Source organism: Kitasatospora sp. NPDC018619 (assembly GCF_044391605.1).
Taxonomy (GTDB): Bacteria; Actinomycetota; Actinomycetes; order Streptomycetales; family Streptomycetaceae; genus Kitasatospora.
In genome coordinates this window covers 94543-119772 of the sequence record NZ_JBISAI010000010.1, presented here as the reverse complement: position 1 = coordinate 119772, position 25230 = coordinate 94543, and the positions used below count along the sequence as shown (strand labels likewise).

Below are 25230 nucleotides of genomic sequence, written 5' to 3'. Positions count from 1 at the left end.
GGCCCGGGGCGGGAGCCGCGGCGCGCGTGCGGGGCCGCTCGCGCGGCGGGCGTGTGGACCGTACAAGGGCTGATGGCCACCGCGACAGCCCCGGTAACCGCGGAAGCGGTGTGATGACGGTCACGCGCGGGAGCTGCCGTGCGGTCGGCCGCGGCGGCGCGCGGGATGATGGGATGAGGTGCCCGCTCCGGGGCGCCCAGCCCTCGCAAGCCCTCGTACGAAGGTAGTCGGTCAATGGCCCAGATCAACCCCAGCATCCTGTCCGCGGACTTCGCCCGGCTCGCCGACGAGGCCGAGGCCGTCCGGGGTTCCGACTGGCTGCACGTGGACGTCATGGACAACCACTTCGTGCCCAACCTGACCCTCGGCGTCCCGGTGGTCGAGTCGCTCGCCCGCGCCACCGACATCCCGCTCGACCTCCACCTGATGATCGAGGACCCGGACCGCTGGGCCCCGCAGTACGTCGAGGCGGGCGCCGGCTCGGTCACCTTCCACGTCGAGGCCGCCGCCGCGCCCGTCCGGCTCGCCCGCGAGATCCGTGCCAGGGGCGCCCGGGCCTCGATGGCGCTCAAGCCCGGCACGCCGATCGAGCCCTACGAGGACCTGCTGCCCGAGCTCGACATGGTGCTGATCATGACCGTCGAGCCCGGCTTCGGCGGCCAGGCCTTCCTGGACATCATGCTGCCGAAGATCCGCCGCACCCGGGAGCTGATCGCCAAGCACGACCTGGAGCTGTGGCTCCAGGTGGACGGCGGCGTCTCGGCGGGCACGGTCGAGCGCTGTGCGGAGGCGGGGGCGGACGTGTTCGTGGCCGGCTCGGCGGTGTACGGGGCCGAGGACCCGGCCGAGGCGGTCCGCAGGCTGCGCGAGCAGGCCGACAAGGCGACCGCCGACGCCTGGTGGGCCTGCGGGCACTGAGGCCGGGGCCGCGGGGCCGGGCCGCGGGGCCCGGATGGCCGGGTACGGGTGGAGGAACGCCGCGCCGTGGCGGATGATCGGTGACGGCGTCCCCCCGAAAGGCGCCGAGGACGACCCCGCCCGGCCCCTCTGCGTACGGTGGTGGAACCGCGATGAGCAACCTCGACCTCAGGCCGGCCCCGACCAGCTGCGGCCGCGAGGCCGGCACCGGGCCGGTGCGCGACCTGCTGACGGCCCGTCGGTTCCCGCTCGGCAGCAGCACGGTGGTGCGCCGGCTGCTGCCGAACCTGGGCCGCCGGATGGTCGGCGCCTGGTGCTTCGTGGACCACTACGGCCCGGACGACATCGCCGACGAGCCCGGCATGCAGGTGCCCCCGCACCCGCACACGGGCCTGCAGACCGTCAGCTGGCTCCACCAGGGCGAGGTGCTGCACCGCGACAGCCTCGGCAGCCTCCAGACCGTCCGGCCGTACGAACTGGGCCTGATGACCGCGGGCCGGGCGATCTCGCACTCCGAGGAGTCGCCCCGCCCGCACGCCCGCTACCTGCACGGCGCCCAGCTCTGGGTCGCCCTGCCGGAGGCCGGCCGGCACACCGCCCCCGCCTTCGAGCACCACGCCGACCTGCCCGTGGTCACCGCCCCGGGCCTGCGCGCCACCGTCATCCTCGGCACCCTCGACACCGCCACCTCGCCCGGCACCACCCACACCCCGCTGGTCGGCGCCGACCTCGCCCTCGCCGACGGCGCGGAGCTGCGCCTCCCGCTCGTCCCCGACTTCGAGTACGCCGTCCTCGCGATGTCCGGCCGGGTCGACGTCGACGGCGTCCCGGTCGAGCCCGGCTCCATGCTCTACCTCGGCTGCGGCCGCCCCGAACTCCCCCTCCGCGCCCGCGGCGACGCGGCCGTCCTGCTCCTCGGCGGCGCGCCCTTCGACGAGAAGATCGTCATGTGGTGGAACTTCGTCGGCCGCTCGACGGAGGACATCGCCCGGGCCCGCGCCGACTGGATGGCCGGCACCCGCTTCGGCGAGGTGCACGGCTACGCCGGCGACCGCCTCGCGGCCCCGGAGCTGCCCGCCGTCCCCCTCAAGGCCCGCGGCCGCGCCCGCTGAGCCGCGGGGGCGGCGGGGGCGGGCCGGCTCAGCCGGCGACGGCCGCTTCGGATGGGGCGACGGCCCTGGCGGACAGGGCGCGGCCGTAGCGGCGCAGCAGGAGGACGGCGGTGGTGGCGAGGCCGATGAGCAGGCCGAGCCACAGGCCGCGGGTCTCGCCGCCGAGGGGGTAGGCGAGCAGCCAGGCGGCGGGCAGGCCGACGAGCCAGTAGCCGACGAGGGTGATGCGGAAGCCGCTGCCGGTGTCGTCGAGGCCGCGCAGCAGGCCGACGCCGATGTTCTGGGCGCAGTCGAAGAACTGGAGCACGGCGACGACGGCCAGGAGGCCGGTGGCGATCCGCAGGCCCTGCTGGTCGTCGGCCGCGCCGGGGTCGAAGTAGGGCCGCAGGACGAGGTCGGGCACGGTGAGGTAGGCGAGGCCGACGAGGCTGGTGACGGCCGCTCCGCAGGCGAGGGCGGTGTTCCTGATCCGGCGGGCGGCGGCGTACTCGCCGAGGGCCAGCTCGCGGCTGACGTTGATGGAGGCGGCGTGGGAGAGGCCGACGGCGACCTGGAAGACGATGTAGATCAGCTGGTTGACGGCGGTGTGGGCGGCGAGCGCGGCGGCGCCGAAGCTGCCGGCGAGCAGGGCGGTGACGGAGAAGAAGCCGGCCTCGGAGCCGTAGGTGGCGGCGATCGGGGTGCCGAGGCCGAGCAGGCGGCGCACGGTGGGGGCGTCGGCGCGCCAGAAGTCCAGGCCGAGCAGCGGCGCCAGCTCGGGGTCGCGGCGGGCGGAGGCGTAGAGGGCGAGGAAGGAGAGCAGGTGGACGCTGCTGGTGGCGACGCCGATGCCGGTGAGCCCGAGCTCGGGCAGGCCCCAGGTGCCGTGGATGAACACCCAGTTGAGCCCGGCGTTGACGGCGACGGAGGCGACGGTGATCCGCAGCAGGGCCTGGGGGCGGCGCATGCCGACGGTGAACTGGCGGATCGCCTGGAACCAGAGGCAGGGCAGCAGGCCCGGCGCCAGGGCGGCGAGCATGCCCTGGGCGCGGTGGGCGACCTCCGCGTCCTGGCCGAGCCAGGGGGCGGCCTGGCCGATGAGGACCATCAGGACGGCGCCCGCCAGGCCGGCGAGGGTGGCGACGGCCATCGCCGCCCGGACCAGGCCGCGCACCTCGCCGCCGTCGCCCTCGGCGCCCCCGCCGTCGTGACGGTCGCCGTCGGCCGCGTCCCCGCCCCGTTCGGCGCGGGCGGCGGCCGCCGCGACCTGGTTGCCGACGGAGGTGACGAGGCCGACGCCCATCGTCCGCAGCTGGTTGAAGACGACCAGGGCGAGGCCGCCGGAGGCCAGGGCCTGCGTCCCGAGGACGCCCATCATGACCGTGTCGGTGGTGGTGAGGGCGACCTGGGCGAGCTGGGTGAGCGCGAGCGGGACGGCGAGCGCGGCGAGCGCGCGGCTGTCCCGGGCGAGGGTGGTGAGCTGCTGCATCGTGGTTGCCACGTTTCTCGGAAGTCAGGGCCTGCGGAGTTTGGTGAGCGTCTCGTCGATGTCGGCCTCGACGGCCTCGTCGAGCAGCGCGCGGGCGTTCATCCAGTCGTCGTCGAAGACGGTGTCCATGTACTTCTCGCCTCCGTCGTTGACGAAGGCGACCATAACGGCCCCCGGTGCCAGGGTGGGCAGGCGGTTCAGGGCCTCGTGGACGACGCCCCCGGCGGAGCCGCCGATCAGCAGGCCGGTGCGGCGGGCCACGACACGGGCGGTCGCGAAGGCCTCCACGTCACCGACCTTCACCCCTTCGTCGATGAGGTCGTAGTCGACCAGCAGGCCGATGGTGGCGCCCTCGGGGGTGCCGGTGCCGGACTGGTAGTAGTCGTGGGCGGGCGGCCCGAAGGCGATCGAGCCCTTCGGCTCGACGCCCACGACGGCGACGCCGGGCACGGACTTCCGGAGCTCGCGGGCGGTGCCGCACAGGCCGCCGCCGGTGCCGACCGCGCCGATCAGCACGTCGACCCGGTTGTCGAGGGCCTGGGCGATCTCGCGGCCGACGGCGTGGTAACCGACGGCGTTGCTGGGGTTGTTGTGCTGTTCGGTGAAGAAGGTGTTGTCCCTGCCGCGGGCCATCTCCTCGGCGAGCTCCTCGCGGGCCGCGGTGTGGAGCTCCTCGCCGTCGGTGCCGGCGTCGACGTAGACGAGTTCGGTGCCCATCGCCTTCATGCCGCGCAGTTTGTCGGCGGCGGCGTGGTTGTCGACGACGGCGGTGAAGCGGTAGCCGCGTTCGGCGGCGACCACGGCCAGGCCCAGGCCGGTGTTGCCGGAGGTGGACTCGATGATGTGGCCGCCCTCGCGCAGGTCGCCGCGCTCCTCGGCGTCGAGGACCATCTGGCGGGCCATCCGGATCTTGGCGCTGCCGGTGGGGTTGAACATCTCCAGTTTCAGCAGCAGCCGGGCGCCGTTGTCGGCGCGGGCGAGCTCGAACAGCGGGGTGTAGCCGATGAGCTCGGACATCCGGCTGACCACTGCGGGGCGGTGCAGGGCGTCGGTCATGGTGGGGCTCCGTGGGGACGGCGGGGCGGGGTCAGCGGTCGAGGTACCAGCTCGGGCGGTCGCCGCGGTGGTCGAGGACCACCTTCGGCGGCAGCGGGAGTTCGTGGAAGGGGGACTCGTTGGAGTCCATCTGGTAGCCGGCGGTGTTGGGGTAGACGAGCAGGTCGCCGACGCGGGGCCGGCCGGGGAAGGAGATCGTGCGCCAGGTCAGCAGGTCGGAGTCCAGGCAACTGGCCCCGCCCACGCACGCCGGGTACGGACCGTCGGTGCGGTCGGCGCCCGCGGCTTCCTCGGTGGGGTCGGCGTGGGAGCGGAGCAGCACCGGGTCGGGCAGGAACTCGCTGTCGAACCACTGCTCGGACAGGCTGAGGCTGGTGCCGTCGACGGTGAGGATGCCGTACTCGCCGCGGTCCTTGACGCCCTGTACGGGGAACACCGAGGAGCCGGCGCGGTCCAGCAGGGCGCGGCCCGGCTCCAGCAGGAGCAGCACGCCGGCCCGGCGCAGCCGTTCGGCGAGGCTCGGCCCGGTGCCGCCGGGGCGGGCGGCGAGGATCGCGCGCAGGGCGTCCGCGCCGGCGACGGGGGAGTGGTACGGGTAGAAGTCGTCCGCGGTGAAGGACCTTCCGCCGTGGTAGTGCCCGGGGCCCTGGTCGGCGAGGAAGGCGTCCCAGGCGTCGGCGGCGACGTAGTCGACGGGGAAGCCGCCGCCGATGCTGATCCGGTCGGCCGGCAGGCCCGCGTCCCGGGCCGTGAGGCAGAGTTCGACGAGCTCGCCGGCGAGGTCGGCGCGCGGCTGGATCGCGTAGCCCGAGAGGTGGAAGCTGAACCCCTCCATCCGCACGGCGCCCCCGGCCGCGGCGCAGCGTTCCAGCGCCTCGCGGATCTGCGCGTCGTCCAGGCCGAACCGGCTGCGCGGCTGGGCCGGCGGGTGGCGGCGCAGCAGGACCCGGGCGGGGCGGTCGCCGCCGAGGCCGAGCAGGCGCTCCAGCTCGTCGAGGGCGTCGACGGCGATCAGCGCGCCCTGGCGGACGGCGACGCGCAGCAGTTGCTCGGACTTGGCGGGGCCGGTGACGACGAGTTCGTCGCCGCGCACGCCGTGGCCGAGGGCGTCGCGCAGTTCGCCGAGGGAGGCGACGTCCACCCCCGCGCCGGCCGCGGCGCAGCGCTCCACGAACACGGAGGCCTTGTTGGCCTTCTTGGCGTAGTGGACGCGACCTTCGACCCCGGCTTCGGCGAGGGCCGCCCGGAAGCCGGCGAGGTTGGCGTCGAACCGCTCGGGCAGCAGGTAGTGGAACGGGCCGCGCAGGCCGTGGGCGAGCTCCTGGAGCAGACCGCTCGCGTGGATCCGCTCGGCGAGCGGGTCGGGAAGGGCGGGCAGGGTCAGCGCCACAGCGCCACCTCGGTGCCGAGGCCCTGGGCGGTGGCGAGCTGGGCGAAGCGGTGGCCCAGGGCGATGTCGGTGACGACGAGTCCGCTGTTGTAGGCGAAGATCCGCTGCTCGGGGGCGGTGCGTGCGCTGGAGGCGCCGGAGATGACGGCGGGCAGCTCCACGTCGACGGCGGGGAGGTTGCCGTCGGCGTCGGCCAGGTCGGTGCCGGTGACGCGCATCTGGGCCTCGCTGGTGGCGATCACCCGGTCCGCCCGGTGGAGGGTGGAGGGGGCGAGGCCGTGGCCGACCAGGACCGAGACCGCGCCCGGCTTGAGCCAGTCGGCCTCGACGGCGGCGGGGGTGTGGCCGCCGGCGGTCGCGACGATCACGTCGGCGTCGCGGGCGGCGGCCCGCAGGTCGGTGACGAGCTCGGGCTCCCGGCCGGGGAAGTGCCGGGCGAGTTCGGCGCGGACCGCGGCGATGCCCTCGGGGTGGGTCCCGGACAGCAGCAGCCGCTCCAGCTTCGGCAGGGTGGTGAGCAGGAACGGCAGGGCGAGGCGGCCCTGGGTCCCGGTGCCGATCACCAGCGCGGTCGACGCGTCGGGGGCGGCGCACGCGCGGGCCAGCAGGGCGGAGACGGCCGGGGTGCGCAGGGAGCCGATGCGGGAGCAGTCCATCATGGCGACGGGCAGGCCGGTGACGTCGTCGTAGACGGTCAGCGTGGTGTAGTAGTGCTGCTCCTCCCGCCCCCGGTCGAGGCCGTGCTTGTAGGAGGTCTTGACGGCGACGACGTTGCGGACGCCGTCGCGCCCGAGCATGGCGTAGGAGACGGAGTGGCCGTCGGCGGGCTTGACGGTGAGTTTGCGCGGGTTGTCGGACTGCCCGGTGGCGAGGGTGCGGTAGGCCTGTTCGACGGTGTCGACGACGTCGGCGAGGGAGATGTCCAGGCCGGCGAGGTCGCTGGTGGACAGTACGCGCAGGGTGGTGTCGTCCCGGTCCATGGGGGTGTCCTTCCGAGGGTGCTGGGGCGGCGGCAGGGGCGGTGAGGGCGGTTCAGGCGGCCCAGGCGGTGCGGGCGGCCTGGCCGTAGCCGTGTTCGTCCTGTTCGGCGAGCGGGCGGGTGGGACGGCCCTCGACCCGGGCCGAGGCGCGCTTGAGCCAGCGGTCGGTGCCGTCGTAGCGGGCCCGGAACGGCACCCGCCCGTGGACGACGAGGTCGTTGTCGACCACCAGGATGTCGCCGGGCTCCAGGCTGACCGCGACGCAGACGCGGGCCAGCTCCTCGCCGAGGCGGCCGTAGGCCTCCCGCCAGGCCTCGTCGGCCCCCTCCAGCGGGGTGTACGCGGGGTCGTAGCGCATGGTCAGGCCGTCGGGCGCGGCGAAGAGGGTCGGTACCGGGGCGGGCCGTCCGGCGAACTTCCGGGCCTGCTCGTAGGCGTCGTCCGGCAGGATCGGGGCGACCGGCCGCTTCAGCTGTTCGACGTCGGCCTCGGAGAGCTCGGCGAGGCGCACGCTGGCCGCGGTGGTGGCGACGGCGTCGTGGTTGCGCATGCAGCACAGCAGCAGCAGGTGGGCGCGGCCGGGGTGGAAGGCGTCCTCGGTGTGCGGCGTGAGCAGGACGGAGCTGGAGGCGCCGGTCTGCTCGCTCTCGTGGCCGGGCGAGGGGACGATGTTGTGCACGAACCGGCCGTCCTGCTGGCCCTCCCAGGCGATCGGAGTGCCCATCAGGGTGGAGACGAGGAGCAGTACCACGTCCCACAGGGCGCCGGCGTCCCCGACGGTCGACCAGTGGCCGGGCGTCGGGCCGAGCTCGGTGTCGTCGATCTCCAGTCCGCGCAGCACGAACAGGCCGTCGGCGGTGTCGACGGGGCGCAGCCGGTGGCGCAGCGGCTCGCTCAGCCGGGCGCACGCCGCGGGCAGGTCGGCCAGCAGGGCGGGCCTGGTCGCGGAGCCGTGGAGGGCCAGCAGCCCGGCTGCGGTGGCGGTGAGTTCCTTGGCGGCGTCGGCGTGCAGACGGCGGACCGGGGCGGGGCAGGTGGGCACGGCAGGACCTTCCGGGGGACGGGGGAGGAGTGGTGCACGGGGCGCGGGCACGCGGCGTCACCGCGCCGGTGTGGGACGGCGACGGGAGCTGCGCGTGGGGCATCGGTCCGGGGCGGCTCGAACGGCCGGACGCCAGGAAACTAACAACGACCATTAGGTTAGGCAAGCCTTACCCTGCTGGATGTCTACATTTGCGCGGCCGCGGTCCCGCTCGGCGGCGCCCGGCCCGGCCTGGGGCAACTCCCCTGCTCATGGGCCTGGTTGGGGCGATGGTTCGGGTGGCCGGAAGTCGGGTGCGCCCGGTCGGACGGCTTGCGACGTGTCTTGAATTTAGGGTAGGTAACCCTAAGCAAACTGAGCGCGGACCGAGACGAGGATCGAACGTGGGCGTCACCAGACGACAGCTGCTGTGGGCCGGAGCCGGCGCCGGGGCGATCGGCGTGCTCGCTGCCTGCGGTGGAGGCAAGGGTGGCGCCGGGGAGGCCCCCGCCTCCGGCGGAACCGGCCAACAGCCCCGCTCCGGCGGGACGCTGAAGATCGGTGCGCTCGGCAAGGCGTCGGCCGTCACCCGCGACCCGCACGGCACCCAGGCCAACGAGAGCGACTACCTCATCATCAGCCTGGTCTACGACACGCTCGCGATACCCGGGGACAGGACCAACACCGCTCCCCGGCTGGCCGCCTCCTGGAAGCCCTCGAACGACCTGAGGACCTGGCGCTTCACCCTGGTCGACGGCGCCACCTTCCACGACGGCACCCCGGTCACCGCCGACGACGTCGTCTGGTCGCTGAAGCGCCTGCGCAACTCCCCGGCCGGCCGGAGCCGGCTGCCCGGCATCCAGCCCGAGGGCATCACGGCCGAGGACCCGAGGACCGTCGTCCTGGTCTCCGACTACCCCAACGCCGACCTCCCGCTGCAGACCCGGCTGACCACCTTCGTCCTCAAGAAGGACACCGGGGACGACGCGGTCGCCGGCGCCCCCGGCACCGGCCCCTTCAAGCTCGACTGGTACCGCGACGGCAACGCCCGCCTGGTGCGCAACGACACCTGGTACGGCGGCAAGGTCCTCCTCGACGCCGTCGAAGTCCGCCTGTTCGAGAGCCCCCAGGCCATGGCCAACGCCCTGCTCGCCGGACAGATCGACGTCGCCTCCAACGTCGGCGCCGTCGCCGCCCGCACGGCCGAGGCCCGCAAGGACGTCCAGATCGTCCGCAGGCCCAACGACATGGCGATGCCCATCGTCATGCGCACCGCCGACGGCCCGTTCGCCGACGTCCGGGTCCGCGAGGCCCTCCGGCTCGCCGTCGACCGCGACGCCATGGTCAAGCAGGTCCTCTCCGGCTACGGCAGCGTCGCCAACGACATCCTCGGCACCGGCGACCCCGCCTACGCCCGGGACATCCCGCAGCGCACCCGCGACCTCGCCAGGGCCAGGCAGTTGCTCGCCGACGCCGGCTTCGACACCTCCAGGACGTACGACCTGGTCACCACCGAGGACATCGCCGGCCTCGCCGAGTCCGCGACCCTGTTCGCCACCCAGGTCCGCGAGGCCGGGGTGAAGGTCAACGTGGTGAAGCAGGACTCCAAGGTGTTCTGGGACGCCACCTGGCTCAAGGGCACGCTCTACACCAGCTACTGGGGCACCAACGACTCGGTCGTCTTCTTCGCCTCCAAGACGATGCTCTCGGACGCCGGCCAGAACGAGTCCGGCTGGAGCGATCCGGCCTTCGACGAGACCTACCGCAAGGCGATGGGCACCGCCGACGCCGCCGAGCGCGACCGGCTGCTCCACCAGCTCCAGGAGACCGAGTTCGCCCGGTCCGGCTACCTGCTGTGGGGCATGGCCGACGGCATCGACCTCGCCGGCGCGGCCGTGCGCGACCTGCCCAGGCTCCCCGGCTACGGCCGCGTCCAGCTCGAGAAGACCTGGCTGGCGCGTTGACCACCCGTCAACCGGCGGACGCGACAGCGCCCCGGAGCCTCCCGGCCCGCGTCCTCCCCGGTGCGGGCCGGGTCGCCCGGCAGGCGGTGCGGCGCCTGGCCGTGCTCGTCGTCCTGCTCGCCGCCGTCTTCGCGGCCGTCGAGCTCCTGCCGGGCGACGCCGCCGGAGCGAGCTCCGACCGGGGCGTCACCGCCGCCGACCTCGCCGCCCGACGCACCGCCATGGGCCTCGACCGCCCCGTCGCCGAGCGGTTCTGGGACTGGATGACGGGCCTGCCCACCGGCGACCTCGGCACCACCGCGCGCGGACAGCACGTCACCGACGTCCTGGCCGGCCCCTTCCCCAACACCCTCCTGCTCGGCACCCTCGCGCTCGCCCTCAGCACCGCCGGCGCGCTCGCCCTCGGCGGCTGGGCCGCGCTGCGCCCGGGAGGCCGCGTCGACCGCGCCGTCGACGCCCTGTCCACCGCCGCGTTCGCCCTGCCGGAGTTCGTCGTCTCCGTCGCCCTGCTCCTGCTGCTGTCCCAGTGGACCGGCTGGCTGCCCGCCGTCACCCTCACCGGGCCGGACGGCAGGCCCGAGTCCTGGACCATGGTCGTCCTGCCGCTGCTCTCCCTGGCCGTCCCCCAGATCGGCTGGAACACCCGCATCGTGCGCGGCGCGCTCGCCGACCAGGCCTCGCTGCCGCACGTCCAGGCCGCCGTCCTCGACGGGCTGCCCCGCCGACGGATCCTCAGCCACCACATGCTCCCCGGCGCCCTGCCCGCCGTCGCCGTCGGCATCGCCACCTCCGCCGGCATGCTGCTGGGCGGCACCGTCGTCGTCGAGACCCTCTTCAACTACCCCGGTATCGGCGCCGTCCTGGCCGGAGCGATCACCGACCGCGACACCCCGCTGGTCGCCGGAGTGGTGGCCGCCGCCGGAGCCGCCATCAGCCTGCTCCTGCTGCTCGCCGACACCGTCCGCACCACCACCCTCGGAGAGGAGCGCCGATGACCGCCGACGCCCCGGCCGCGGCCCCCGCTCCCGCCACCCGGCGCAGGCGGCGGGTGCTCGTACGCGCGGTTCCCGCCCTCGCCCTCGTGGCCGCCGCCCTCGCCGGACCGCTGCTCGCCCCGCACCCGATCGACACCCCGGTCACCTTCCCCTACGCCCCGGCGGGCGGCGACGCACCGCTCGGCGGCGACCAGCTCGGCCGCGACGTCCTCAGCCGCCTGCTCACCGGCGGCGCACCCCTGATCGCCACCGCCCTGGCCATCGCCCTGGTCGTCACCGCCGCCGCCACCGCCGTCGGCATCCTCGCCGTGCTGCGCCCGGCCCTCGGCCGGTGGATCGAACGCGCCGCGGACCTGACGATCCTGCTGCCCTCCGTCCTCGCCATCATGCTGATCGCCCTGGCCTGGCCCGGCGGCGGACGCCTCGGCGTCGCGGCCGCCGCCATCCTGCTCGGCATCCCGTACGCCGTCCGGATCGTCGCCGCCGCGGCCGCCCCCCTCGCCGCCACCGGCTTCGTCGAGGCCGCGGCCGCGGGCGGCGAGAACCTCTGGCACCTCACCGTCCGCGAGGTCCTCCCCAACCTGCGCTCCACCGTGCTCGCCCTGTTCGGCCTGCGCTTCGTCGAGGGCGTCTACATCGTCTCCGTCGCCGCCTTCCTCCAGCTCGGCCCGCAACCGCCGGAGGCCGACTGGGCCCTGATGATCCGTGAGAACGCCGCCGGCATCACCCTCAACCCCTGGGCCGTCGGCGCGCCCTGCCTCGCCATCGGCCTGCTCGCCGTCAGCGTCAACCTCGCCGCCGAAGCCCTCGCCCCCGCCCGGCCCACCCCGGAGAGCCCGCTGTGAGCACCACCGACACCGCCGCCCGCGTCACCGGCCTGTCCGTCGCCCTCGGGGACACCCCGCTGCTCACGGGCGCCACCCTCACCCTCACCCGGGGCCGCGTCACCGCCGTCACCGGCCCGTCCGGCGCCGGCAAGACCACGCTGCTGCGCGCCCTCGCCGGCGCCCTTCCACGGGGCGCGCGCGTCACCGCCGGCCGCCTCACCGTCCTCGGCCAGGACGTCCTCGCCCTCCCGCCCGAGGAGCTGCGCCGGCTGCGCCGCCACCGGCTCGCCTTCGTCGGCCAGGACCCCGGCTCCGGGCTCAACCCGCGCATGCGCGTCGACCGCCTCGTCACCGAGACCGCCGCCGACCGCCGCGCCGCCTCCGTCGCGGACCTGCTGCGCGCGGTGCGCCTGCCGGTCGGCGAAGGCCTCGAACACCGCCGGACCGTGAGCCTCTCCGGCGGGCAGCAGCGGCGCGTCGCCCTCGCCCGCGCCCTCGCCCGCCGGCCCGCCGTCCTCCTCCTCGACGAACCCACCGCCGGCCTGGACTCCGCCCTGCGCGACGACATCGCCGCCCTGCTGCGCGACCTCGCCCACCGCGACGGCATCGCCATCGCCCTCACCAGCCACGACTCCGACTTCGTCGCCCGCTGCGCCGACGACGTCCTCGCCCTGCGGCCCGACCCCGACCGACCGGCCACGACCGCGGGCCCGAACCCGGGCCCGCCCGCGGCGCCCGCGGCCCCGGGCCGGGCCCCCGCCGGTACGGCGCCCCTCGTCGAGGTGGCGGCGCTGGCGGCCAGGGTCGGCACCGGCCGCAGCCGCCACCGGGTCTTCGCCGGCCTCGACCTCGCCCTGCCGCCCGGCACGCTGACCGGGATCACCGGCCCCTCCGGTTGCGGCAAGACCACCCTGCTGCGCACCCTGGCGGGCCTGCACCGCCCCGAGGCCGGCCGGATCGCCCTCGGCGGTGAGACCCTGGCGCCCTCCTACCGGCGGCGCACCCGCGACCAGCGCCGCCGCATCCAACTCGTCCCGCAGAACCCGCTCGGCGCCCTCAACCCCGCCCACACCGTCGGCTCCACCCTCACGCGCCCGCTGAGGCTCCACTTCGCCCGGCCCGCCGACCGGTGCGAGGCCCGCGTCGCCGAACTGCTCACCGCGGTCGGCCTGACCCCCGAGCACGCCGACCGCCACCCCCACGAGCTCTCCGGCGGGCAGCGCCAGCGCGTCTCCATCGCCCGCGCCCTGGCCGCCGAACCCGACGTCCTGCTCTGCGACGAGGTCACCTCCGCCCTCGACGCCGACACCGCCGACGGCATCATGGACCTGCTGCGCGGCCTACGGACCGATCAGGGCCTCGCCGTCGTCCTCGTCAGCCACGACCTGCCCCTGCTCGCGGCCCGCGCGGACCTCCTCCTCACCCTCGACGGCGCCGCCGGGGCGCCGTTCCCACCGCACCGGGCGGCCCCGACCCCGGTCCCGAACCGAGCCTAGGGGGCGGGGACGGCGGGCCGGTTCCCCGCCGGCGCGGGCGAGGACCGCGAGTCCGCTGCCGCCGAGCCGGAGGACCGGGTGGCGGTGCGGGCCACCCTCGCCGGCCTCGCGGACCCCGACGGGCGGCGCACCGGGACGGCCAGTCTGCGCGGCTGCGGAGCGACCTGGGCCCTGAGGCCGGCGAACACGTCACCGTAGACCGGTGCGGGCGCCGGGGCCGGAGCCTCCCGCCACGCGCTGCGCCTGGTCGTGCCGAGCCGCTGGGCGTCCTCGTACGCCTGCTGGAGAAGCGCCGTCAGATCGGTGACCACGGACTTCAGCCTGCTGACCTCCGCGTCCAGGGCCCCGGTGCGGTTGCGGGTGTCGTCCAACCGCTCCGCCAACTCGACGGTGAGCGCCGTCCTCGGGCCGGTCGCGTTCAGGGCCTTCCACCGGAGCTCGTGGAGCATCGCGCGCAGGGCCGCGCCGTCGTCGGTGCCCTGCGCCGCGAAGGCCACGAGTCCGTCGACGACATGGCGGGGCGGCACCCGGTGGCCGTGGAGGTAGCGGGACATCGTGGCGGGGCTGACGAAGACCGCCCCGGCGGCCTGGCGGATCGAGCAGCGCCGCGAACGGACCACGTCCCGAAGGGCGTTGGCGAGTGTCACGGCCTCGGTCGCGAGGCCGAAGTCCGAGGGGGAGGGCGGGTTCGGCCCAGGCCGACGGAGGAGCCCCGCCTCCTCGCCCGCCGCCGCGGGACGGCCCCCGCCCGGCTCCCGGGCCGCCCCGGCCGACGACTGCCGCAGCCGGTGCCAGGCGGCGCGGTACGGGTCGAGCACGTCCTGTCCGCCGCCACGGCCGCCGTACGAGGCCGCGAAGTGCAGGCAGCTCCGGACGAAGCCGACCAGCAGGGGGAGGTGCGGCAGGCTGCGGCGACGCGGGTTCAGCGCGTCGCCCACGGTACTCCGGCCCGCGTGGATGTCGAGATGCCTGGACATGTGCCGGGAGACCCACGTCAGCGACGGCTCGCCGGCCCAGGCCTTCAGCTCGCGCAGGCACCGCACGAACTCTCCCACCGTCCGGCAGCCGCTCGGGTCAGGGGGAAGCACGGGGCCGGAGGCGCAAGCCCCGGCGCGGGCACCGCGAGCGCGCGCGACGTTCCACTGGGCGGCCCAGAACTCCCGGTCGCCCCCGCAGGCGCTGCCGTAGGCGACGGTCACCGCCAGACTGGGCAGCCGTCTGCCGGAGGCGGCCTGGGCGAGCGCCGAGACGGAGAAGTCGGTCCGGCGCGCCAGGGCCGCGTAAGGGGGAAGGCCCGCCTCCTCCCGGGCCCGGCGCAGCAGCAGGGCGAGCCCCGCGTACGGGGCGTGCGGATCGACGGGGTTCTCACGGCGTGGCACGGCGCACCTCCTCACGGTGCGCGGTGGTGCCCGGGTGTGCGGCACCACCGCGGTGGACGGACCGGAGGGTCAGGCGGACCGGCCGAGTTCGCGCGCGACCGCGCCCGTGGCGAGGACCGCCGCGACGGCGGCCTGGACGTCGTAGCCCAGGACGACGAGGACGACGACCGCGACACCGGTCGGGAGGACCCAGGGCACGCCGAGCGTGCGGCCGCCGGGGAGGTCGATGCAGAACGCGGCCCCGCTGGCGGGCCTCCGCGAGGTGTGACGGCGCATGGCCATGGTGATCATGTCCTTTGGTCCGGACGGGATTTGACGTTTCGTCACGGGTTGCCGCCCGCGACGCGCCCAGCATTTCACGGTGGCTCCGCGAGGCCGCAATGCCTCGATGCGGCCCGTTTTCCACGATCCGTCCGAGGCCGCCCCGGCGCGGGCCCGGTGTGAGGCCCCGCCCGTCGGGTCCGCGCCCGCGCGGCGTGGACAACCCCGCTGTCCGCCCAGGTCGGGGGAGGTCGTTGTGCACGGGCGTCCGGTCTCGTTTGCGCAACAGTTTCCGCCTTGGGCAACACCCCGCCCCGCACCGAGGCTGGCCGTGGCGTCCATCCCTTGGTCCGGACGGTCGCCGCGCACCATCCGAGGCCCGCCTGTTGCCGCAGGCCCCCTCGCTCCGGCTCCGGCGGTGCCGCGTCGTGCGGCACCGCCGGAGCTGTTTCCGCCGCCCGGCCCGCCCGTCCCGGCGGCCCCGCCGGTCAGTTCGGCCGGACGGCGGGCGGCGCCGCCCGGGGGCTGTCCGGGCCGGGGGCGGGCCGTGGCCAGTCCGGGTGCGCGAGGTGGCGGCGCAGGGCGTCGAGCCGGGCGAGGTGGGCGTCCAGGGCGGTGGTGACGGCGCCCGTGGTGGCGGCCACCCGGGCTTCCAGGTCGTGGATCCGGTCCAGCAGGTCCTGCCAGCGCCGTTCGGCGGCGGCGACCGGGTCAGGCGCGGCGTCGGTCGCTGTCATCGCGGAGCCGGGCGGTGTGGTGGGTGAGGGCGTCGAGGCGGGTGGCGAGGTCGCCCTGGCCGGCGCCGAGGTGGGGGCGGACGGCGGCCAGGGGCTCGATGAGGTCGGCCGGGTCGGTGGCGCCGAGGGCGGCGGTCAGGGCCGCCTGTGCGGGGGCGGCGCCGGGGCCCAGGGCGGCCGCGGTGATCTGGGCGGCGAGGACCCGCAGCTCGGCGGCGTGGTCGCGGGCCCAGGCGGTGACCGTCCGGTCGGCGGCCCGGCGGTCGCGGACGGCCTTGACGCGCTCCGCGCCGGTGGCGGCCCCCGCCGCGCCGCCGGCGGGCTTGAGGCGCAGGTAGCGGTTCTCGGCGGCCTGGCGGCTGGCGACGCCCATCGGGCGGGCGAGGTCGGCCCAGGTGGCGCCGGCCTCCCGGGCGGTCTCCACCAGCCCGGCCTCCCAGCCGGCGAGCTCGGCGCGCAGCTCGCGCAGCAGCACCAGGGCGGCCAGGGCCGGCTCGGGGCCCGTCTGCGCGTCGGGGGCGGCCGGGGGCCGGGACGCGGGGTTCCGGGCGGTGCGGACGGCGTCGTCGATGGCGGCCAGCGCCGCCGCGGCTGCCAGGAAGGAGGCGGGCTCGACCGGCTGCGGGGCGTCGGTGGCGGGTCTGCGGGACGTCTCACTCATGCCGTCACTCTATCGGCGACGCCGCGACTTGTCATCGGATGGATGACGCGCTAGAAAGGTGTCAGGTGAAGCGCACTGGCACCCGTTCGATCAGTGGAGGTGTTTCGCGATGCTGCTGCGCACTGACCCGTTCCGCGAGCTGGACCGCCTGACCCAGCAGTTCCTGGGCAGCACGGGCACCTGGTCGCGTCCGGCCCCGATGCCGCTGGACGCCTACCGGGCCGGCGACGAGTACGTGATCTGCTTCGACCTGCCCGGGGTGGACCCGGAGGCGATCGACATCGACGTCGAGCGGAACATGGTGACCGTCAAGGCCGAGCGCCGTCCGCGCCAGGACGGCGAGGACGTGAAGTGGGAGCTGTCCGAGCGCCCGCTCGGCGTGTTCTCCCGCCAGGTCATGCTCTCCGACACCCTCGACCCCGCCGGGATCACCGCCGACTACGACGCCGGTGTGCTGACCCTGAAGATCCCGGTCGCCGAGAAGGCCCGGCCCCGCAAGGTCGCGATCAGCCACAGCGGGAGCCGCAAGCAGATCCAGGCCTGACCGACCCCGATGCCGTTCCGGCCGCCCCCGGTCCCTCCCCCTCGACCGAAGCGGCGGCCGGAACACCCCGACCGCTGGCCGCCCTCGCCGGGGCCGGCCTGCCAGCGAGGACGGGGCCATGCCATGAACGGCCGCAGCGACGCACCCTTCGTCGTGCGGGCGCACGGTGAGATCGACCTCGACACCGCCCCCGCGCTGCGGCGTGCCCTCGCCGCCGCGCTGGAGTCGCACCGGGAGGTGGTGCTCGACCTGTCGGAGGTGACGTTCATGGACTGCGCGGGCCTGGGCGCTCTCGTCCGGGCCCGCAACCAGGCCGACCGCGGCGGCAGGCGGCTGGTCCTGCGCGGGGCCGACCGCCGCGTCGTGCGGCTGCTCAAGCTCACCGGTCTGCACCGGCGCCTGGCCGTCGAGCCCTCACCGGCACCGGTCGCGCCGGGCCTCGGGACGAAGGGAGAACCGTCATGACTCTTCGGTGGGAGGCGTTCCTGGAGGAGGTCCGGGAGCGCGGTGAGTACGACACCCCGCAGGAGGCCGAGCGGGCCGCCCGGGTCGTCCTGGCCCTGCTCGGCGCCCACCTGGTCGGCGACGTGCGGGCCGAGCTGGCAGCCCGGCTGCCGGAGACGATGGCCCTGGTCCTGCTCAATCCGTTGCAGGCCGCCGAGCCGCTCGACCCGGAACGCTTCGTGCGCGCGACCGCGGCCTGGATCGAGGGCGCCACCGAGGCAACCGCCCTGTGGGACGTCGGCGCGGTCCTGTCCACGGTGGCCGACGCCGCCGGCGCGGACCTCACCCAGCGCGTCCTGCTCCAGCTGCCGCCCGGCTACGACCTGCTGTTCGGCCGCCCGACCGCAGGGACACGACCCTGACCACCCCGCACGCCGCCGCCGGCCCGCCGGCGGCCCGCCCCTGGAAGGCCCCACGGTCATGACCCGCTACCGCCAACTCCTCCAGCAGGTCCGCAACCTCGGCCGCTATCCCACCGACGAGGAAGCCGAACGCGTCCTGGACGCCGTCCTGGCCCTGCTCGGCTCCCAGCTCACCGGCGACGCGCGCTGCGACCTCGCCGCCGTCCTGCCCGAACGGGCCCGCGCCGTCTTCGCGGGCCAGATCCCGCTGCCCCGTCCCGTCAGCGCCCCCGCCTTCGTCGAAGGCCTCGCCCACACCCTGGGCACCAGCCTGACCGCCGCCCGCTGGGACGCCTCCTCCGTCCTGGCCGCCCTCGCCGCCCTCGCCGACGACCACCTCACCGACCGCCTCCTCGCCCACCTGCCCCGCGGCTACGCCCTGCTCTTCGGCCGGGCGGACCTGGCCGCCGCCGCCTGATCCGGCGGGCCCCGTCCTCCCGCGGGCGCGGGTGGGCGCCGGGTCAACCGCGTGGGACGGTCCGGGGGTGACGGCGCCGCGCCGCCGCCGGGGCACGCCGTGCGGGAAGCACGGGCGTACCCGCAGGGGTCGTCAACCTGCTGCCGCACGCGGCGGGGGAAAGATGTGTCCTTCCCCCGTCGTACGCCGTGCCGGGGCGGTAGGTTGGCGGCCGCCGACTACGGGAGGACCGCCGACATGACGATCGATCAGGCTGCGCTCGGCAGCGCGATGAAGGCGGTCGTCGCCGCCGCGCACGCCGACGACGAGGCCGCGCTGTACCAGGCCGTGATGCCGCCGGCGGGTACGGACACGCCCCCGGCCGAGGTCACCGCCTGGTTCGGGACGCTCCTCGTCCACCTGGCGCTCACCGTCGCGATGACCTCGGAGCTGGAGCGGGGCTGTCCCCGGGAGGCGGTCTCGGAGTGGATCGAGGAGGTGCTGGGCCCGCGGCCCACCCCGGCACTGCTGCGCGCCGCGGACCCCGGCCGCATCGACCACGTCGAAGCGGTGAACGCCGCGGCGGAGTACGCCCGGTGCCACGAGTACACCGTCGACCTGGTCAGGTTGGGCCTGACCGACCCGGACGAGGCGCCGGACGAGCGGGGCGTCGAGGCCCACTGCGCGGCGACGAACGACAGCAGGACGCGGATCACCGTGATCGCGATGCTCGGCCGCCTCTCCGCCGCCCCCGGCGGGCGGGCCTGACGGTGCCGCTCCGGTAGCGGAGGGGCGCCGGGCCGCCGCCGGGCCGCCGCTCCGGAGGGGCCGCACGCCGACGCCGCGCACGGCGTCGAACGGCGGGTGCCGTGGCTACACCGTCGCGGCGTCCTCGGCGTCGGTGTCGGCGGCGTCGGCCATCCCGAGCCGCAGGTGGTCGATGTGGTAGACCGCCTGGTCGAGGAGCTCGGCGACGTGGTTGTCGTACAGCGCGTAGACGACGGAGCGGCCGTTGCGCCGGCCGACGACCAGCCCGAGGTTGCGGAGCAGCCGCAGCTGGTGCGAGCAGGCGGACTGCTCCATCCCGACCTCGTGGGCGAGTTCGGTCGCGGCGCAGGGGCCTTCGCGCAGGCGGGCGAGGATCAGCAGCCGGGAGGGGGTGGCCAGGGCCTGGAGCGTGGTGGCGACCTTCGCGGCGTTGGTCGCGTCCAGGCGCGCACGCGGGACGGCGTTGGCTGCGGCGGTGACGGCTCCATGACCCATGTGCCCATCATACCGATGACAGATGAATATCTGTTCATGCATTCCTGTATGGTGGACGGGCTGCCTCGTCCTGCCTGCGCGAAGGAATGCCCCTGCCATGTCCACGACCCTCACCGAGCGCCCCGCGCCCGCCGCGGCGGCGCCCCCCGGCGCCGCGCCCCGGCGCCGTACGCGGGCGTTCTCGCTGCCCGAGGTCCGCTGGGCCGCCGCCGCGACCGTGCTCTTCCTGGTCGCGCTGCCCCTGCAACTGGCCGGCGCGAGCGCCTGGGCCTGGGGCCCGCTGTACGCGCTCGCCTACGCGACCGGCGGCTGGGAGCCCGGCTGGGCGGGCCTCACGGCGCTGCGCGAGAAGACCCTCGACGTCGACCTGCTGATGATCGTCGCGGCGATCGGCGCGGCGGCGATCGGCCAGGTGATGGACGGCGCGCTGCTGATCGTCATCTTCGCCACCTCCGGCGCCCTGGAGGCGCTGGCCACCGCCCGCACCGCCGACTCGGTGCGCGGCCTGCTCGACCTCGCCCCCGCCACCGCGACCAGGCTGCTGGACGGCGGCGCCGAGGAGACGGTCGCCACCGAGGACCTCGCGGTCGGTGACACCGTCCTGGTCCGGCCCGGCGAGCGCATCGGCGCCGACGGCCGCGTGCTGGACGGCGCGAGCGAGGTCGACCAGGCCACCATCACCGGCGAACCCCTCCCGGTCGCGAAGGAAGTCGGCGACGAGGTGTTCGCCGGCACCCTGAACGGCACCGGCGCGCTGCGGGTCAGGGTCGAACGCGACGCCTCCGACTCGGTCATCGCCCGGATCGTGGCGATGGTCGAGGAGGCCTCCGAGACCAAGGCCCCCACCCAGCTGTTCATCGAGAAGGTCGAGCAGCGGTACTCGATCGGCATGGTGGCCGCCACCCTGGCGGTGTTCCTGGTCCCGCTGGCCTTCGGTGCGGCGCTGACCGGCTCGCTGCTGCGGGCGATGACGTTCATGATCGTCGCCTCGCCGTGCGCCGTGGTGCTGGCGACCATGCCGCCGCTGCTGTCCGCCATCGCCAACGCCGGGCGGCACGGTGTGCTGGTGAAATCGGCCGTGGTGATGGAGCGCCTGGGGCAGGTCGACGCCGTCGCCCTGGACAAGACCGGCACGCTGACCGAGGGCACTCCCCGGGTGGTCGACGTCCGCCCGCTGGAGGCCGGTCTCGACGGGCCGGGCGACGCCGGGCCGGGCCACGAGGGGCCGGGCCCGGTCGGGCCCGGCCTGACCGGGGACGCGCTGCTGGCGCTGGCGGCGGCGGCCGAGCACCCCAGCGAGCACCCGCTGGCCCGCGCGGTCGTGGACGCCGCCCGCGCCCGGGGCCTGGACATCCCGCCCGCCGAGGACTTCGCCTCCACCCCCGGCGTCGGTGTGAGGGCCACCGTGGGCGGCCGCGCGGTCGCCGTCGGCGCCCCGGCCAGGCTGCTCGGGGGCGCCTCCCGGCCGACGGGCGGGGCAGGCGCCGAGGACGCGCTCCGCGCCGGGGCGGCGGCCGTCGCCGACGAGTTGGAGGACGGCGGCCGCACCGCCGTGCTGGTGGCGGTGGACGGCGTGCCGGTCGGCGTGCTGGGCATCGCGGACCGGCTGCGGCCGGACGCCGCCGCCACCGTCACCGCCCTGGCCGCGCTCACCGGCGGAGCGCCGGTGCTGGTCACCGGCGACAACCCCCGCGCCGCCGCCCGTCTGGCCGCCGAGGTCGGCATCGCGGACGTGCGCGCCGGCCTGCTGCCCCAGGACAAGGTCGCGGCCGTCCGGGAGCAGGAGAGGGCGGGGCGCAAGGTCCTGGTGATCGGTGACGGCGTCAACGACGCCCCCGCACTGGCCGCCGCCCACACCGGCATCGCGATGGGCCGGGCCGGCTCCGACCTCGCGCTGGAGACCGCCGACGCGGTGATCGTCCGCGACGAACTCGCCACCGTCCCCGCGGTGGTGGCGCTCTCCCGGCGCGCCCGCGGCCTCGTCGTGCAGAACCTCGTGATCGCCTCGGTGTTCATCGCCGGCCTGGTCGTCTGGGACCTGGCCTTCACACTGCCGCTGCCGCTCGGCGTCCTCGGTCACGAGGGCTCCACGGTCATCGTGGGCCTCAACGGGCTGCGGCTGCTGCGCGAGGCCGCGTGGAAGCGCGCGAGCACCGCGGGCGGCAGCTGAGCGGGCGCGGCCGCGACCCCGCCGACGCCGACCGAGGCGGGCGCACGGGGAGGACGGGGCCGGGCAGGTGCGGATCGAAGCCTTCGACCTGCCGGGCCGCACCTGCGGCGCCGCTCCGGGCCTCCCCGGCTACCGCGACATCCACGTCGCCGTCCAACGGCGCGGCCGCCCCGACGAACTGCTCGGCCTCCACGCCCGTGACGCCCCGTCGGCGACGTGGCCGCCGGAGTGCACGGCGACGTCCACCGACGCCGGGACGGACCTGACGGGGCCGTACGTCCAGGGCCGTCCGGGGGCCCGGTTCGTCTACCTGTCGTGGGGCACGGTGGACGAGGCCGGGGCCTTCACCCCGGTCCGACGGGCGAAGCCGATGCTGGACGGCATCGACCCGAAGGCCCTCGACGCCGCGCTGCGGTCCGGGCGGCTGCCGACACGCCTGCGGCTCTCGGACGCCGGGGGCCGCCCGCCGTGCGCCCGGGTGCGGCCCCCGCTGGCCGCCTGGTCGGCGGCCCCGTGAACGGGGCCGGCTGACCCGCGCGCCGGACGGGGGCGGCCGTCCGGGGATACTGGCTCGGGGCCGCGGACCGCCGTCCGGACGGCCCCGGCGGCGACCACCCGAGGACCGGGGAGCGCCGCAGGCCGGGAGGGGAGGGACGGGCGGGTGAGCACGACGCGGACGAGGGCGGCGCGGATCGCCGGGGTGGTGGCGGGCACGGTGGCGCTGGTCGCCGGGTGCGGCGCGGGGGCTCCGGGCGGGCCGCGGAGCCCGGGGGCATGTCGGCGCCGGCGCACGGCTACCTGTCGGAGGCGCTGGACCTGTTGCAGCGGGAGTCGTTGAACACCGCGACGGTGGACTGGCCGAAGCTGCGGGGCGAGGCGTTCGCGCGGGCGGCGGGGGCGCGGACGGCGGCCGACACCCACGCGGCGGTCGGTGCCGCGGTGGCGGCGCTCGGGGACGGCCACAGCCGGTTCTACCCGCCCGGCGAGGCGGCGGCCGTGGACGCCGACCCGGCGGCGGTCGAAGCCCCGACGGTCGAACGACTCCCGGGCGGGATCGCCAGGTTGAACCTCCCGGCCGTGAACGGCTCGGAGCGCGCCTACGCCGAGTACGTCGCCCGCGGCCGCGCCGCGATGGCCGGGGCGGGCGCCTGCGGCTGGGTGGTGGACCTGCGCCGGGAGAGCGGCGGCGGGATGTGGGCGCCGCTGGCGGTCGCGGCTCCGCTGCTCGGGGACGGTCCGGTGGGGGCCTTCGTCACGGCGGACGGCACCCGCAGCGTCTGGTCGGTGCGCGGGGGAGTGCCGTTCCTGGACGACGTCCCGCAGGCCGAGCCCCCCGGGGCCGGCCCGGACGCGGCGCCGGGCGTGCCCGTCGCCGTCCTCACCGGCCCGGGGACGGGCAGCGCGGGCGAGGCCGTCGCCATCGCGTTCATCGGCCGCCCCGACACCCGCAGCTTCGGCGCGCGCACCTACGGGGTGCCCACCGGCAACGCCGTGCACCGGCTGTCGGACGGCGCGGTCGTGCTGCTCACGGGCGCGGCCGAGGCGGACCGCACGGGCCGGGTCCACCAGGGGCCGATCGAGCCCGACGAGCCGGTGGACACCCGTAAGGAGGGGGATCCGTCGCTCAGGGCCGCGACCGGCTGGCTCGGGCGGCAGGCCGCCTGCCAGGGCGCCCCGTAGGCCCCGGGGCACCCGCGGCGGGTCACGGCGTGGCCCCGGCCGTACGGCAGGCGTGGTGCCGTGCGCGGGTGACGACGAGTGAGACGTTCTGCCCGCCGAAGCCGAAGGAGTTGCTGAGCACGGCGTCCTGGGGGAGGTCCCGTCGCTCCGCGACGACGTCGAGACCGAGGTCGGGATCGACACCGGGACCGCCGGCCGCGGTGAGGTTGCGGGTCGGCGGGATGGCGCCGTGCTCCACGCTGAGGACGGCGATGAGCGCCTCGATCGCGCCGGCCGCGCCGAAGAGGTGGCCGAGCGCGGCCTTGGGGGCCGTCACGGTGGCGCGGCCGAAGACCTCCCTGATCGCGCGCGCCTCGGCGGCGTCGCCGACCGGCGTCCCGGTGGCGTGGGCGTTGACGTGGCCGATCCGCTCGGGCGCCAGGCCGGCCTGGGCGAGCGCCTTGCGCATGGCGGCGATCTGACCGGAGCCGTCGGGGGCGGGCGCCGTGACGTGGTGGGCGTCGGCGGCGACGCCGGCTCCCGCGAGCACCGCGTGGACGCGCGCGCCCCGGGCGCGGGCGTGCTCGGCGCTTTCGAGCACCAGGACGGCGGCGCCCTCGCCGAGGACGAACCCACTGCGGTCCGCCGCGAACGGCCGGGACGCCGAGGCGGGATCGGCGGTGTGCGTCGACAGCGCCTGCGCCCGGGCGAAGCCGGCGACGGTGATCGGGGTGGTCGCGGCCTCCGTCCCGCCCGCGATGACCACGTCCGCCTCGCCGGCCCGGATGAGGCCGGCCGCCAGGGCGATCGCCTCGGCCCCGGACGAGCACGCCGAGACGGGCGTGTAGACCCCGGCCCGTGCGCCGTACTCGATGCTGACCAGCGCCGCCGCCGCGTTGGGCATCAGCATCGGCACCGTACGGGGCGAGACGCGCCGGGCACCGGCCGACTCCAGGACGTCGTCCTCCCGCAGCAGGGTCCCCACGCCGCCGATGCCGGTGCCGATCGCCGCGGCGAGCCGGTCCGGGTCCACCTGCGGGGCCCCGGCATCGGCCCACGCTTCGGCCGCCGCGACGAGGGCCGCCTGCTGGGAGCGGTCGAGCCGCCGGGCCCGGACCGGCGGCAGCGACCGGGCGGGGTCGGCCGCCATCGTCCCCGCGACGGTGTCGGGCAGGCCGGTGTCCTCCCGGCCGGGCAGCACGGCCGCGCGGATGCCCGACTCGCCGGCGAGCAGGGCCTCCCAGGTGGACGCCACGTCGGGGCCGAGCGGTGTGATCGCGCCGAGTCCGGTGACGACGACTTCGGTCCGGGGCATGCTCCCCCGCCTTTCTTGTATGCGATACAAGTGAATGCCCATGTTGTATCACATACAATTCCGGGATGGAGAAGGAGCGGGTGGAGCCGAAGCAGACCGGAGCCCGGCCGGGGCCGGGCCGCAGCCGTGACCGCGGGCGCGCGACGAGGACCCGGCTGGTCGAGGCGACCGCGGAGCTCTGCAAGGAGCGGCCCGGCGCCGAGTTGAGCGTCGCGGAGATCGCGGACGCGGCGGGCGTCTTCCCCAACCAGGTCACCTACCACTTCGGCTCCAAGGACTCGCTGCTCGTGCACGCCGCCTTCCTCGGCCTGCTGCACGACGCCCGGCGGATCGAGCGCATCGGCCGCCAGGCCCCCGACGCGGCGGCTTTCCGGCGCAACGTCGCCCGCGCCGTCCTGGCCATGCCCTCGCTCCCGTCCGTCACGCGAGCGCTCGCCGCCGGGATCTCCAGGCCCGAGCTCGCCCCCGTGGTCGACCGCCACCTCCAGCTGCTGTTCCGGCAGTCCGAGCGCTTCGTGGGCCGGCTCGTCGACAGCCGCGGCTGGCAGGCCCGCCGACCGCTCGCCGTGGAGGCCAGGACGTTCTGGAGCACCGCGCTCGGCGCCGTGCTGCTCGTCCGCGCCGGGGCCCACGGCACCGGCGCCGACCTCGACCTCGCCGGGTCGCTGACCATCCACGACGCACCCGGCCCCGCCTGAGGAGTCGCTCCGCC

General features: G+C 76.0%; 26 protein-coding genes. 15 read left to right on the top strand and 11 right to left on the bottom strand.

What is annotated here, in order from left to right:
* Positions 1 to 234 precede the first annotated feature (234 nt).
* Together rpe and ACH5AR_RS17880 are read left to right on the top strand one after the other, a co-directional pair.
* Positions 235 to 918: a ribulose-phosphate 3-epimerase gene (gene rpe / locus ACH5AR_RS17885; protein WP_396302372.1), complete on the top strand. Its 684-nt coding sequence runs from the start codon at positions 235 to 237 to the stop codon at positions 916 to 918.
* Between the two features lie 152 nt (positions 919 to 1070).
* Positions 1071 to 2030 carry a pirin family protein gene (locus tag ACH5AR_RS17880; RefSeq protein ID WP_396302371.1) on the top strand — a complete coding sequence of 320 codons (960 nt, stop codon included), beginning with the start codon at positions 1071 to 1073 and terminating at the stop codon, positions 2028 to 2030.
* Between the two features lie 28 nt (positions 2031 to 2058).
* Here the strand turns inward: ACH5AR_RS17880 and ACH5AR_RS17875 are convergent, their stop codons facing one another.
* Genes ACH5AR_RS17875 through ACH5AR_RS17855 form a run of 5 tightly spaced genes read right to left on the bottom strand, consistent with a single transcriptional unit; the run spans position 2059 to position 7966 of the window.
* A complete protein-coding gene (locus ACH5AR_RS17875) occupies positions 2059 to 3498 on the bottom strand; it encodes an MATE family efflux transporter (RefSeq protein WP_396302506.1) in 1440 nt (479 codons plus the stop codon).
* 24 nt (positions 3499 to 3522) lie between these two features.
* Positions 3523 to 4554 (bottom strand): cysteine synthase family protein, encoded by a 1032-nt coding sequence (locus ACH5AR_RS17870; protein ID WP_396302370.1) that lies wholly within the window; start codon positions 4552 to 4554, stop codon positions 3523 to 3525.
* Positions 4555 to 4585: 31 nt separating this feature from the next.
* Positions 4586 to 5944 (bottom strand): Y4yA family PLP-dependent enzyme, encoded by a 1359-nt coding sequence (locus ACH5AR_RS17865; protein ID WP_396302369.1) that lies wholly within the window; start codon positions 5942 to 5944, stop codon positions 4586 to 4588.
* Complete coding sequence (locus ACH5AR_RS17860; RefSeq protein ID WP_396302368.1) at positions 5935 to 6924, bottom strand: ornithine cyclodeaminase family protein; 990 nt, start codon at positions 6922 to 6924, stop codon at positions 5935 to 5937. The genes ACH5AR_RS17865 and ACH5AR_RS17860 overlap by 10 nt, the downstream gene beginning before the upstream one ends.
* A 52-nt stretch (positions 6925 to 6976) precedes the next feature.
* On the bottom strand, positions 6977 to 7966 hold the full coding sequence (locus ACH5AR_RS17855) for a TauD/TfdA family dioxygenase (RefSeq protein WP_396302367.1): 990 nt from the start codon (positions 7964 to 7966) through the stop codon (positions 6977 to 6979).
* 383 nt (positions 7967 to 8349) lie between these two features.
* Here ACH5AR_RS17855 and ACH5AR_RS17850 point away from each other — a divergent pair, with 383 nt between their 5' ends.
* The 4 genes from ACH5AR_RS17850 to ACH5AR_RS17835 are packed head-to-tail and all read left to right on the top strand — an operon-like array spanning position 8350 to position 13227.
* Positions 8350 to 9909, top strand: a complete 1560-nt coding sequence (locus tag ACH5AR_RS17850; protein ID WP_396302366.1) for an ABC transporter substrate-binding protein — start codon at positions 8350 to 8352, stop codon at positions 9907 to 9909.
* Positions 9894 to 10904, top strand: coding sequence for an ABC transporter permease (locus tag ACH5AR_RS17845; protein ID WP_396302505.1), 1011 nt, complete (start codon positions 9894 to 9896; stop codon positions 10902 to 10904). Before ACH5AR_RS17850 ends, ACH5AR_RS17845 begins: the two co-directional genes overlap by 16 nt.
* Positions 10901 to 11749: an ABC transporter permease gene (locus tag ACH5AR_RS17840; RefSeq protein WP_396302365.1), complete on the top strand. Its 849-nt coding sequence runs from the start codon at positions 10901 to 10903 to the stop codon at positions 11747 to 11749. Before ACH5AR_RS17845 ends, ACH5AR_RS17840 begins: the two co-directional genes overlap by 4 nt.
* Entirely contained in the window at positions 11746 to 13227 is a 1482-nt protein-coding gene (locus ACH5AR_RS17835; RefSeq protein ID WP_396302364.1) for an ABC transporter ATP-binding protein, read from the top strand. The genes ACH5AR_RS17840 and ACH5AR_RS17835 overlap by 4 nt, the downstream gene beginning before the upstream one ends.
* Here the strand turns inward: ACH5AR_RS17835 and ACH5AR_RS17830 are convergent.
* The 4 genes from ACH5AR_RS17830 to ACH5AR_RS17815 all read right to left on the bottom strand — a co-directional run bounded on the left by ACH5AR_RS17830 (position 13224) and on the right by ACH5AR_RS17815 (position 16265).
* Complete coding sequence (locus ACH5AR_RS17830; protein WP_396302363.1) at positions 13224 to 14606, bottom strand: hypothetical protein; 1383 nt, start codon at positions 14604 to 14606, stop codon at positions 13224 to 13226. The genes ACH5AR_RS17835 and ACH5AR_RS17830 overlap by 4 nt on opposite strands.
* Positions 14607 to 14675: 69 nt before the next feature.
* On the bottom strand, positions 14676 to 14888 hold the full coding sequence (locus ACH5AR_RS17825; protein ID WP_396302362.1) for a hypothetical protein: 213 nt from the start codon (positions 14886 to 14888) through the stop codon (positions 14676 to 14678).
* 467 nt (positions 14889 to 15355) lie between these two features.
* Positions 15356 to 15604, bottom strand: coding sequence for a hypothetical protein (locus tag ACH5AR_RS17820; RefSeq protein WP_396302361.1), 249 nt, complete (start codon positions 15602 to 15604; stop codon positions 15356 to 15358).
* Positions 15579 to 16265, bottom strand: a complete 687-nt coding sequence (locus ACH5AR_RS17815) for a type III effector protein (protein WP_396302360.1) — start codon at positions 16263 to 16265, stop codon at positions 15579 to 15581. The genes ACH5AR_RS17820 and ACH5AR_RS17815 overlap by 26 nt, the downstream gene beginning before the upstream one ends.
* Before the next feature lie 109 nt (positions 16266 to 16374).
* On the opposite strand from ACH5AR_RS17815, the gene ACH5AR_RS17810 reads away from it, so the two are divergent.
* The 5 genes from ACH5AR_RS17810 (at position 16375) to ACH5AR_RS17790 (ending at position 18879) form a co-directional block, all read left to right on the top strand.
* Positions 16375 to 16809 carry an Hsp20/alpha crystallin family protein gene (locus ACH5AR_RS17810; protein ID WP_396302359.1) on the top strand — a complete coding sequence of 145 codons (435 nt, stop codon included), beginning with the start codon at positions 16375 to 16377 and terminating at the stop codon, positions 16807 to 16809.
* A gap of 123 nt (positions 16810 to 16932) precedes the next feature.
* The gene (locus ACH5AR_RS17805) at positions 16933 to 17274 is read left to right on the top strand and encodes an STAS domain-containing protein (protein ID WP_396302358.1); all 342 of its coding nucleotides are present in this window, start codon (positions 16933 to 16935) and stop codon (positions 17272 to 17274) included.
* Entirely contained in the window at positions 17271 to 17675 is a 405-nt protein-coding gene (locus ACH5AR_RS17800; protein ID WP_396302357.1) for a DUF2267 domain-containing protein, read from the top strand. Before ACH5AR_RS17805 ends, ACH5AR_RS17800 begins: the two co-directional genes overlap by 4 nt.
* Before the next feature lie 58 nt (positions 17676 to 17733).
* On the top strand, positions 17734 to 18132 hold the full coding sequence (locus tag ACH5AR_RS17795; RefSeq protein ID WP_396302356.1) for a DUF2267 domain-containing protein: 399 nt from the start codon (positions 17734 to 17736) through the stop codon (positions 18130 to 18132).
* 237 nt (positions 18133 to 18369) lie between these two features.
* Positions 18370 to 18879 (top strand): hypothetical protein, encoded by a 510-nt coding sequence (locus ACH5AR_RS17790; protein ID WP_396302355.1) that lies wholly within the window; start codon positions 18370 to 18372, stop codon positions 18877 to 18879.
* 105 nt (positions 18880 to 18984) lie between these two features.
* On the opposite strand, the gene ACH5AR_RS17785 is transcribed toward ACH5AR_RS17790, so the two are convergent.
* Entirely contained in the window at positions 18985 to 19374 is a 390-nt protein-coding gene (locus tag ACH5AR_RS17785) for an ArsR/SmtB family transcription factor (RefSeq protein ID WP_396302354.1), read from the bottom strand.
* A gap of 97 nt (positions 19375 to 19471) precedes the next feature.
* Between ACH5AR_RS17785 and ACH5AR_RS17780 the strand changes: the two genes are divergently transcribed.
* The 3 genes from ACH5AR_RS17780 to ACH5AR_RS17770 all read left to right on the top strand — a co-directional run bounded on the left by ACH5AR_RS17780 (position 19472) and on the right by ACH5AR_RS17770 (position 23224).
* Positions 19472 to 21544: a heavy metal translocating P-type ATPase gene (locus ACH5AR_RS17780; RefSeq protein WP_396302353.1), complete on the top strand. Its 2073-nt coding sequence runs from the start codon at positions 19472 to 19474 to the stop codon at positions 21542 to 21544.
* Between the two features lie 67 nt (positions 21545 to 21611).
* On the top strand, positions 21612 to 22061 hold the full coding sequence (locus ACH5AR_RS17775) for a DUF5990 family protein (RefSeq protein WP_396302352.1): 450 nt from the start codon (positions 21612 to 21614) through the stop codon (positions 22059 to 22061).
* 257 nt (positions 22062 to 22318) lie between these two features.
* Positions 22319 to 23224: a S41 family peptidase gene (locus ACH5AR_RS17770; protein ID WP_396302351.1), complete on the top strand. Its 906-nt coding sequence runs from the start codon at positions 22319 to 22321 to the stop codon at positions 23222 to 23224.
* Positions 23225 to 23246: 22 nt separating this feature from the next.
* On the opposite strand, the gene ACH5AR_RS17765 is transcribed toward ACH5AR_RS17770, so the two are convergent.
* A complete protein-coding gene (locus ACH5AR_RS17765; RefSeq protein WP_396302350.1) occupies positions 23247 to 24518 on the bottom strand; it encodes a beta-ketoacyl-[acyl-carrier-protein] synthase family protein in 1272 nt (423 codons plus the stop codon).
* A gap of 65 nt (positions 24519 to 24583) precedes the next feature.
* Here ACH5AR_RS17765 and ACH5AR_RS17760 point away from each other — a divergent pair, with 65 nt between their 5' ends.
* On the top strand, positions 24584 to 25216 hold the full coding sequence (locus tag ACH5AR_RS17760; RefSeq protein WP_396302349.1) for a TetR/AcrR family transcriptional regulator C-terminal domain-containing protein: 633 nt from the start codon (positions 24584 to 24586) through the stop codon (positions 25214 to 25216).
* Positions 25217 to 25230: the final 14 nt, after the last annotated feature.

Bases quoted from the DNA above. Each gene is read 5' to 3' on its own strand.
- rpe (WP_396302372.1), top strand. From the start codon at position 235: ATGGCCCAGATCAACCCCAGCATCCTGTCCGCGGACTTCGCCCGGCTC.
- ACH5AR_RS17880 (WP_396302371.1), top strand. From the start codon at position 1,071: ATGAGCAACCTCGACCTCAGGCCGGCCCCGACCAGCTGCGGCCGCGAG.
- ACH5AR_RS17875 (WP_396302506.1), bottom strand. From the start codon at position 3,498: ATGCAGCAGCTCACCACCCTCGCCCGGGACAGCCGCGCGCTCGCCGCG.
- ACH5AR_RS17870 (WP_396302370.1), bottom strand. From the start codon at position 4,554: ATGACCGACGCCCTGCACCGCCCCGCAGTGGTCAGCCGGATGTCCGAG.
- ACH5AR_RS17860 (WP_396302368.1), bottom strand. From the start codon at position 6,924: ATGGACCGGGACGACACCACCCTGCGCGTACTGTCCACCAGCGACCTC.
- ACH5AR_RS17840 (WP_396302365.1), top strand. From the start codon at position 10,901: ATGACCGCCGACGCCCCGGCCGCGGCCCCCGCTCCCGCCACCCGGCGC.
- ACH5AR_RS17825 (WP_396302362.1), bottom strand. From the start codon at position 14,888: ATGGCCATGCGCCGTCACACCTCGCGGAGGCCCGCCAGCGGGGCCGCG.
- ACH5AR_RS17820 (WP_396302361.1), bottom strand. From the start codon at position 15,604: ATGACAGCGACCGACGCCGCGCCTGACCCGGTCGCCGCCGCCGAACGG.
- ACH5AR_RS17815 (WP_396302360.1), bottom strand. From the start codon at position 16,265: ATGAGTGAGACGTCCCGCAGACCCGCCACCGACGCCCCGCAGCCGGTC.
- ACH5AR_RS17810 (WP_396302359.1), top strand. From the start codon at position 16,375: ATGCTGCTGCGCACTGACCCGTTCCGCGAGCTGGACCGCCTGACCCAG.
- ACH5AR_RS17805 (WP_396302358.1), top strand. From the start codon at position 16,933: ATGAACGGCCGCAGCGACGCACCCTTCGTCGTGCGGGCGCACGGTGAG.
- ACH5AR_RS17800 (WP_396302357.1), top strand. From the start codon at position 17,271: ATGACTCTTCGGTGGGAGGCGTTCCTGGAGGAGGTCCGGGAGCGCGGT.
- ACH5AR_RS17795 (WP_396302356.1), top strand. From the start codon at position 17,734: ATGACCCGCTACCGCCAACTCCTCCAGCAGGTCCGCAACCTCGGCCGC.
- ACH5AR_RS17790 (WP_396302355.1), top strand. From the start codon at position 18,370: ATGACGATCGATCAGGCTGCGCTCGGCAGCGCGATGAAGGCGGTCGTC.
- ACH5AR_RS17785 (WP_396302354.1), bottom strand. From the start codon at position 19,374: ATGGGTCATGGAGCCGTCACCGCCGCAGCCAACGCCGTCCCGCGTGCG.
- ACH5AR_RS17780 (WP_396302353.1), top strand. From the start codon at position 19,472: ATGTCCACGACCCTCACCGAGCGCCCCGCGCCCGCCGCGGCGGCGCCC.
- ACH5AR_RS17770 (WP_396302351.1), top strand. From the start codon at position 22,319: ATGTCGGCGCCGGCGCACGGCTACCTGTCGGAGGCGCTGGACCTGTTG.
- ACH5AR_RS17765 (WP_396302350.1), bottom strand. From the start codon at position 24,518: ATGCCCCGGACCGAAGTCGTCGTCACCGGACTCGGCGCGATCACACCG.
- ACH5AR_RS17760 (WP_396302349.1), top strand. From the start codon at position 24,584: ATGGAGAAGGAGCGGGTGGAGCCGAAGCAGACCGGAGCCCGGCCGGGG.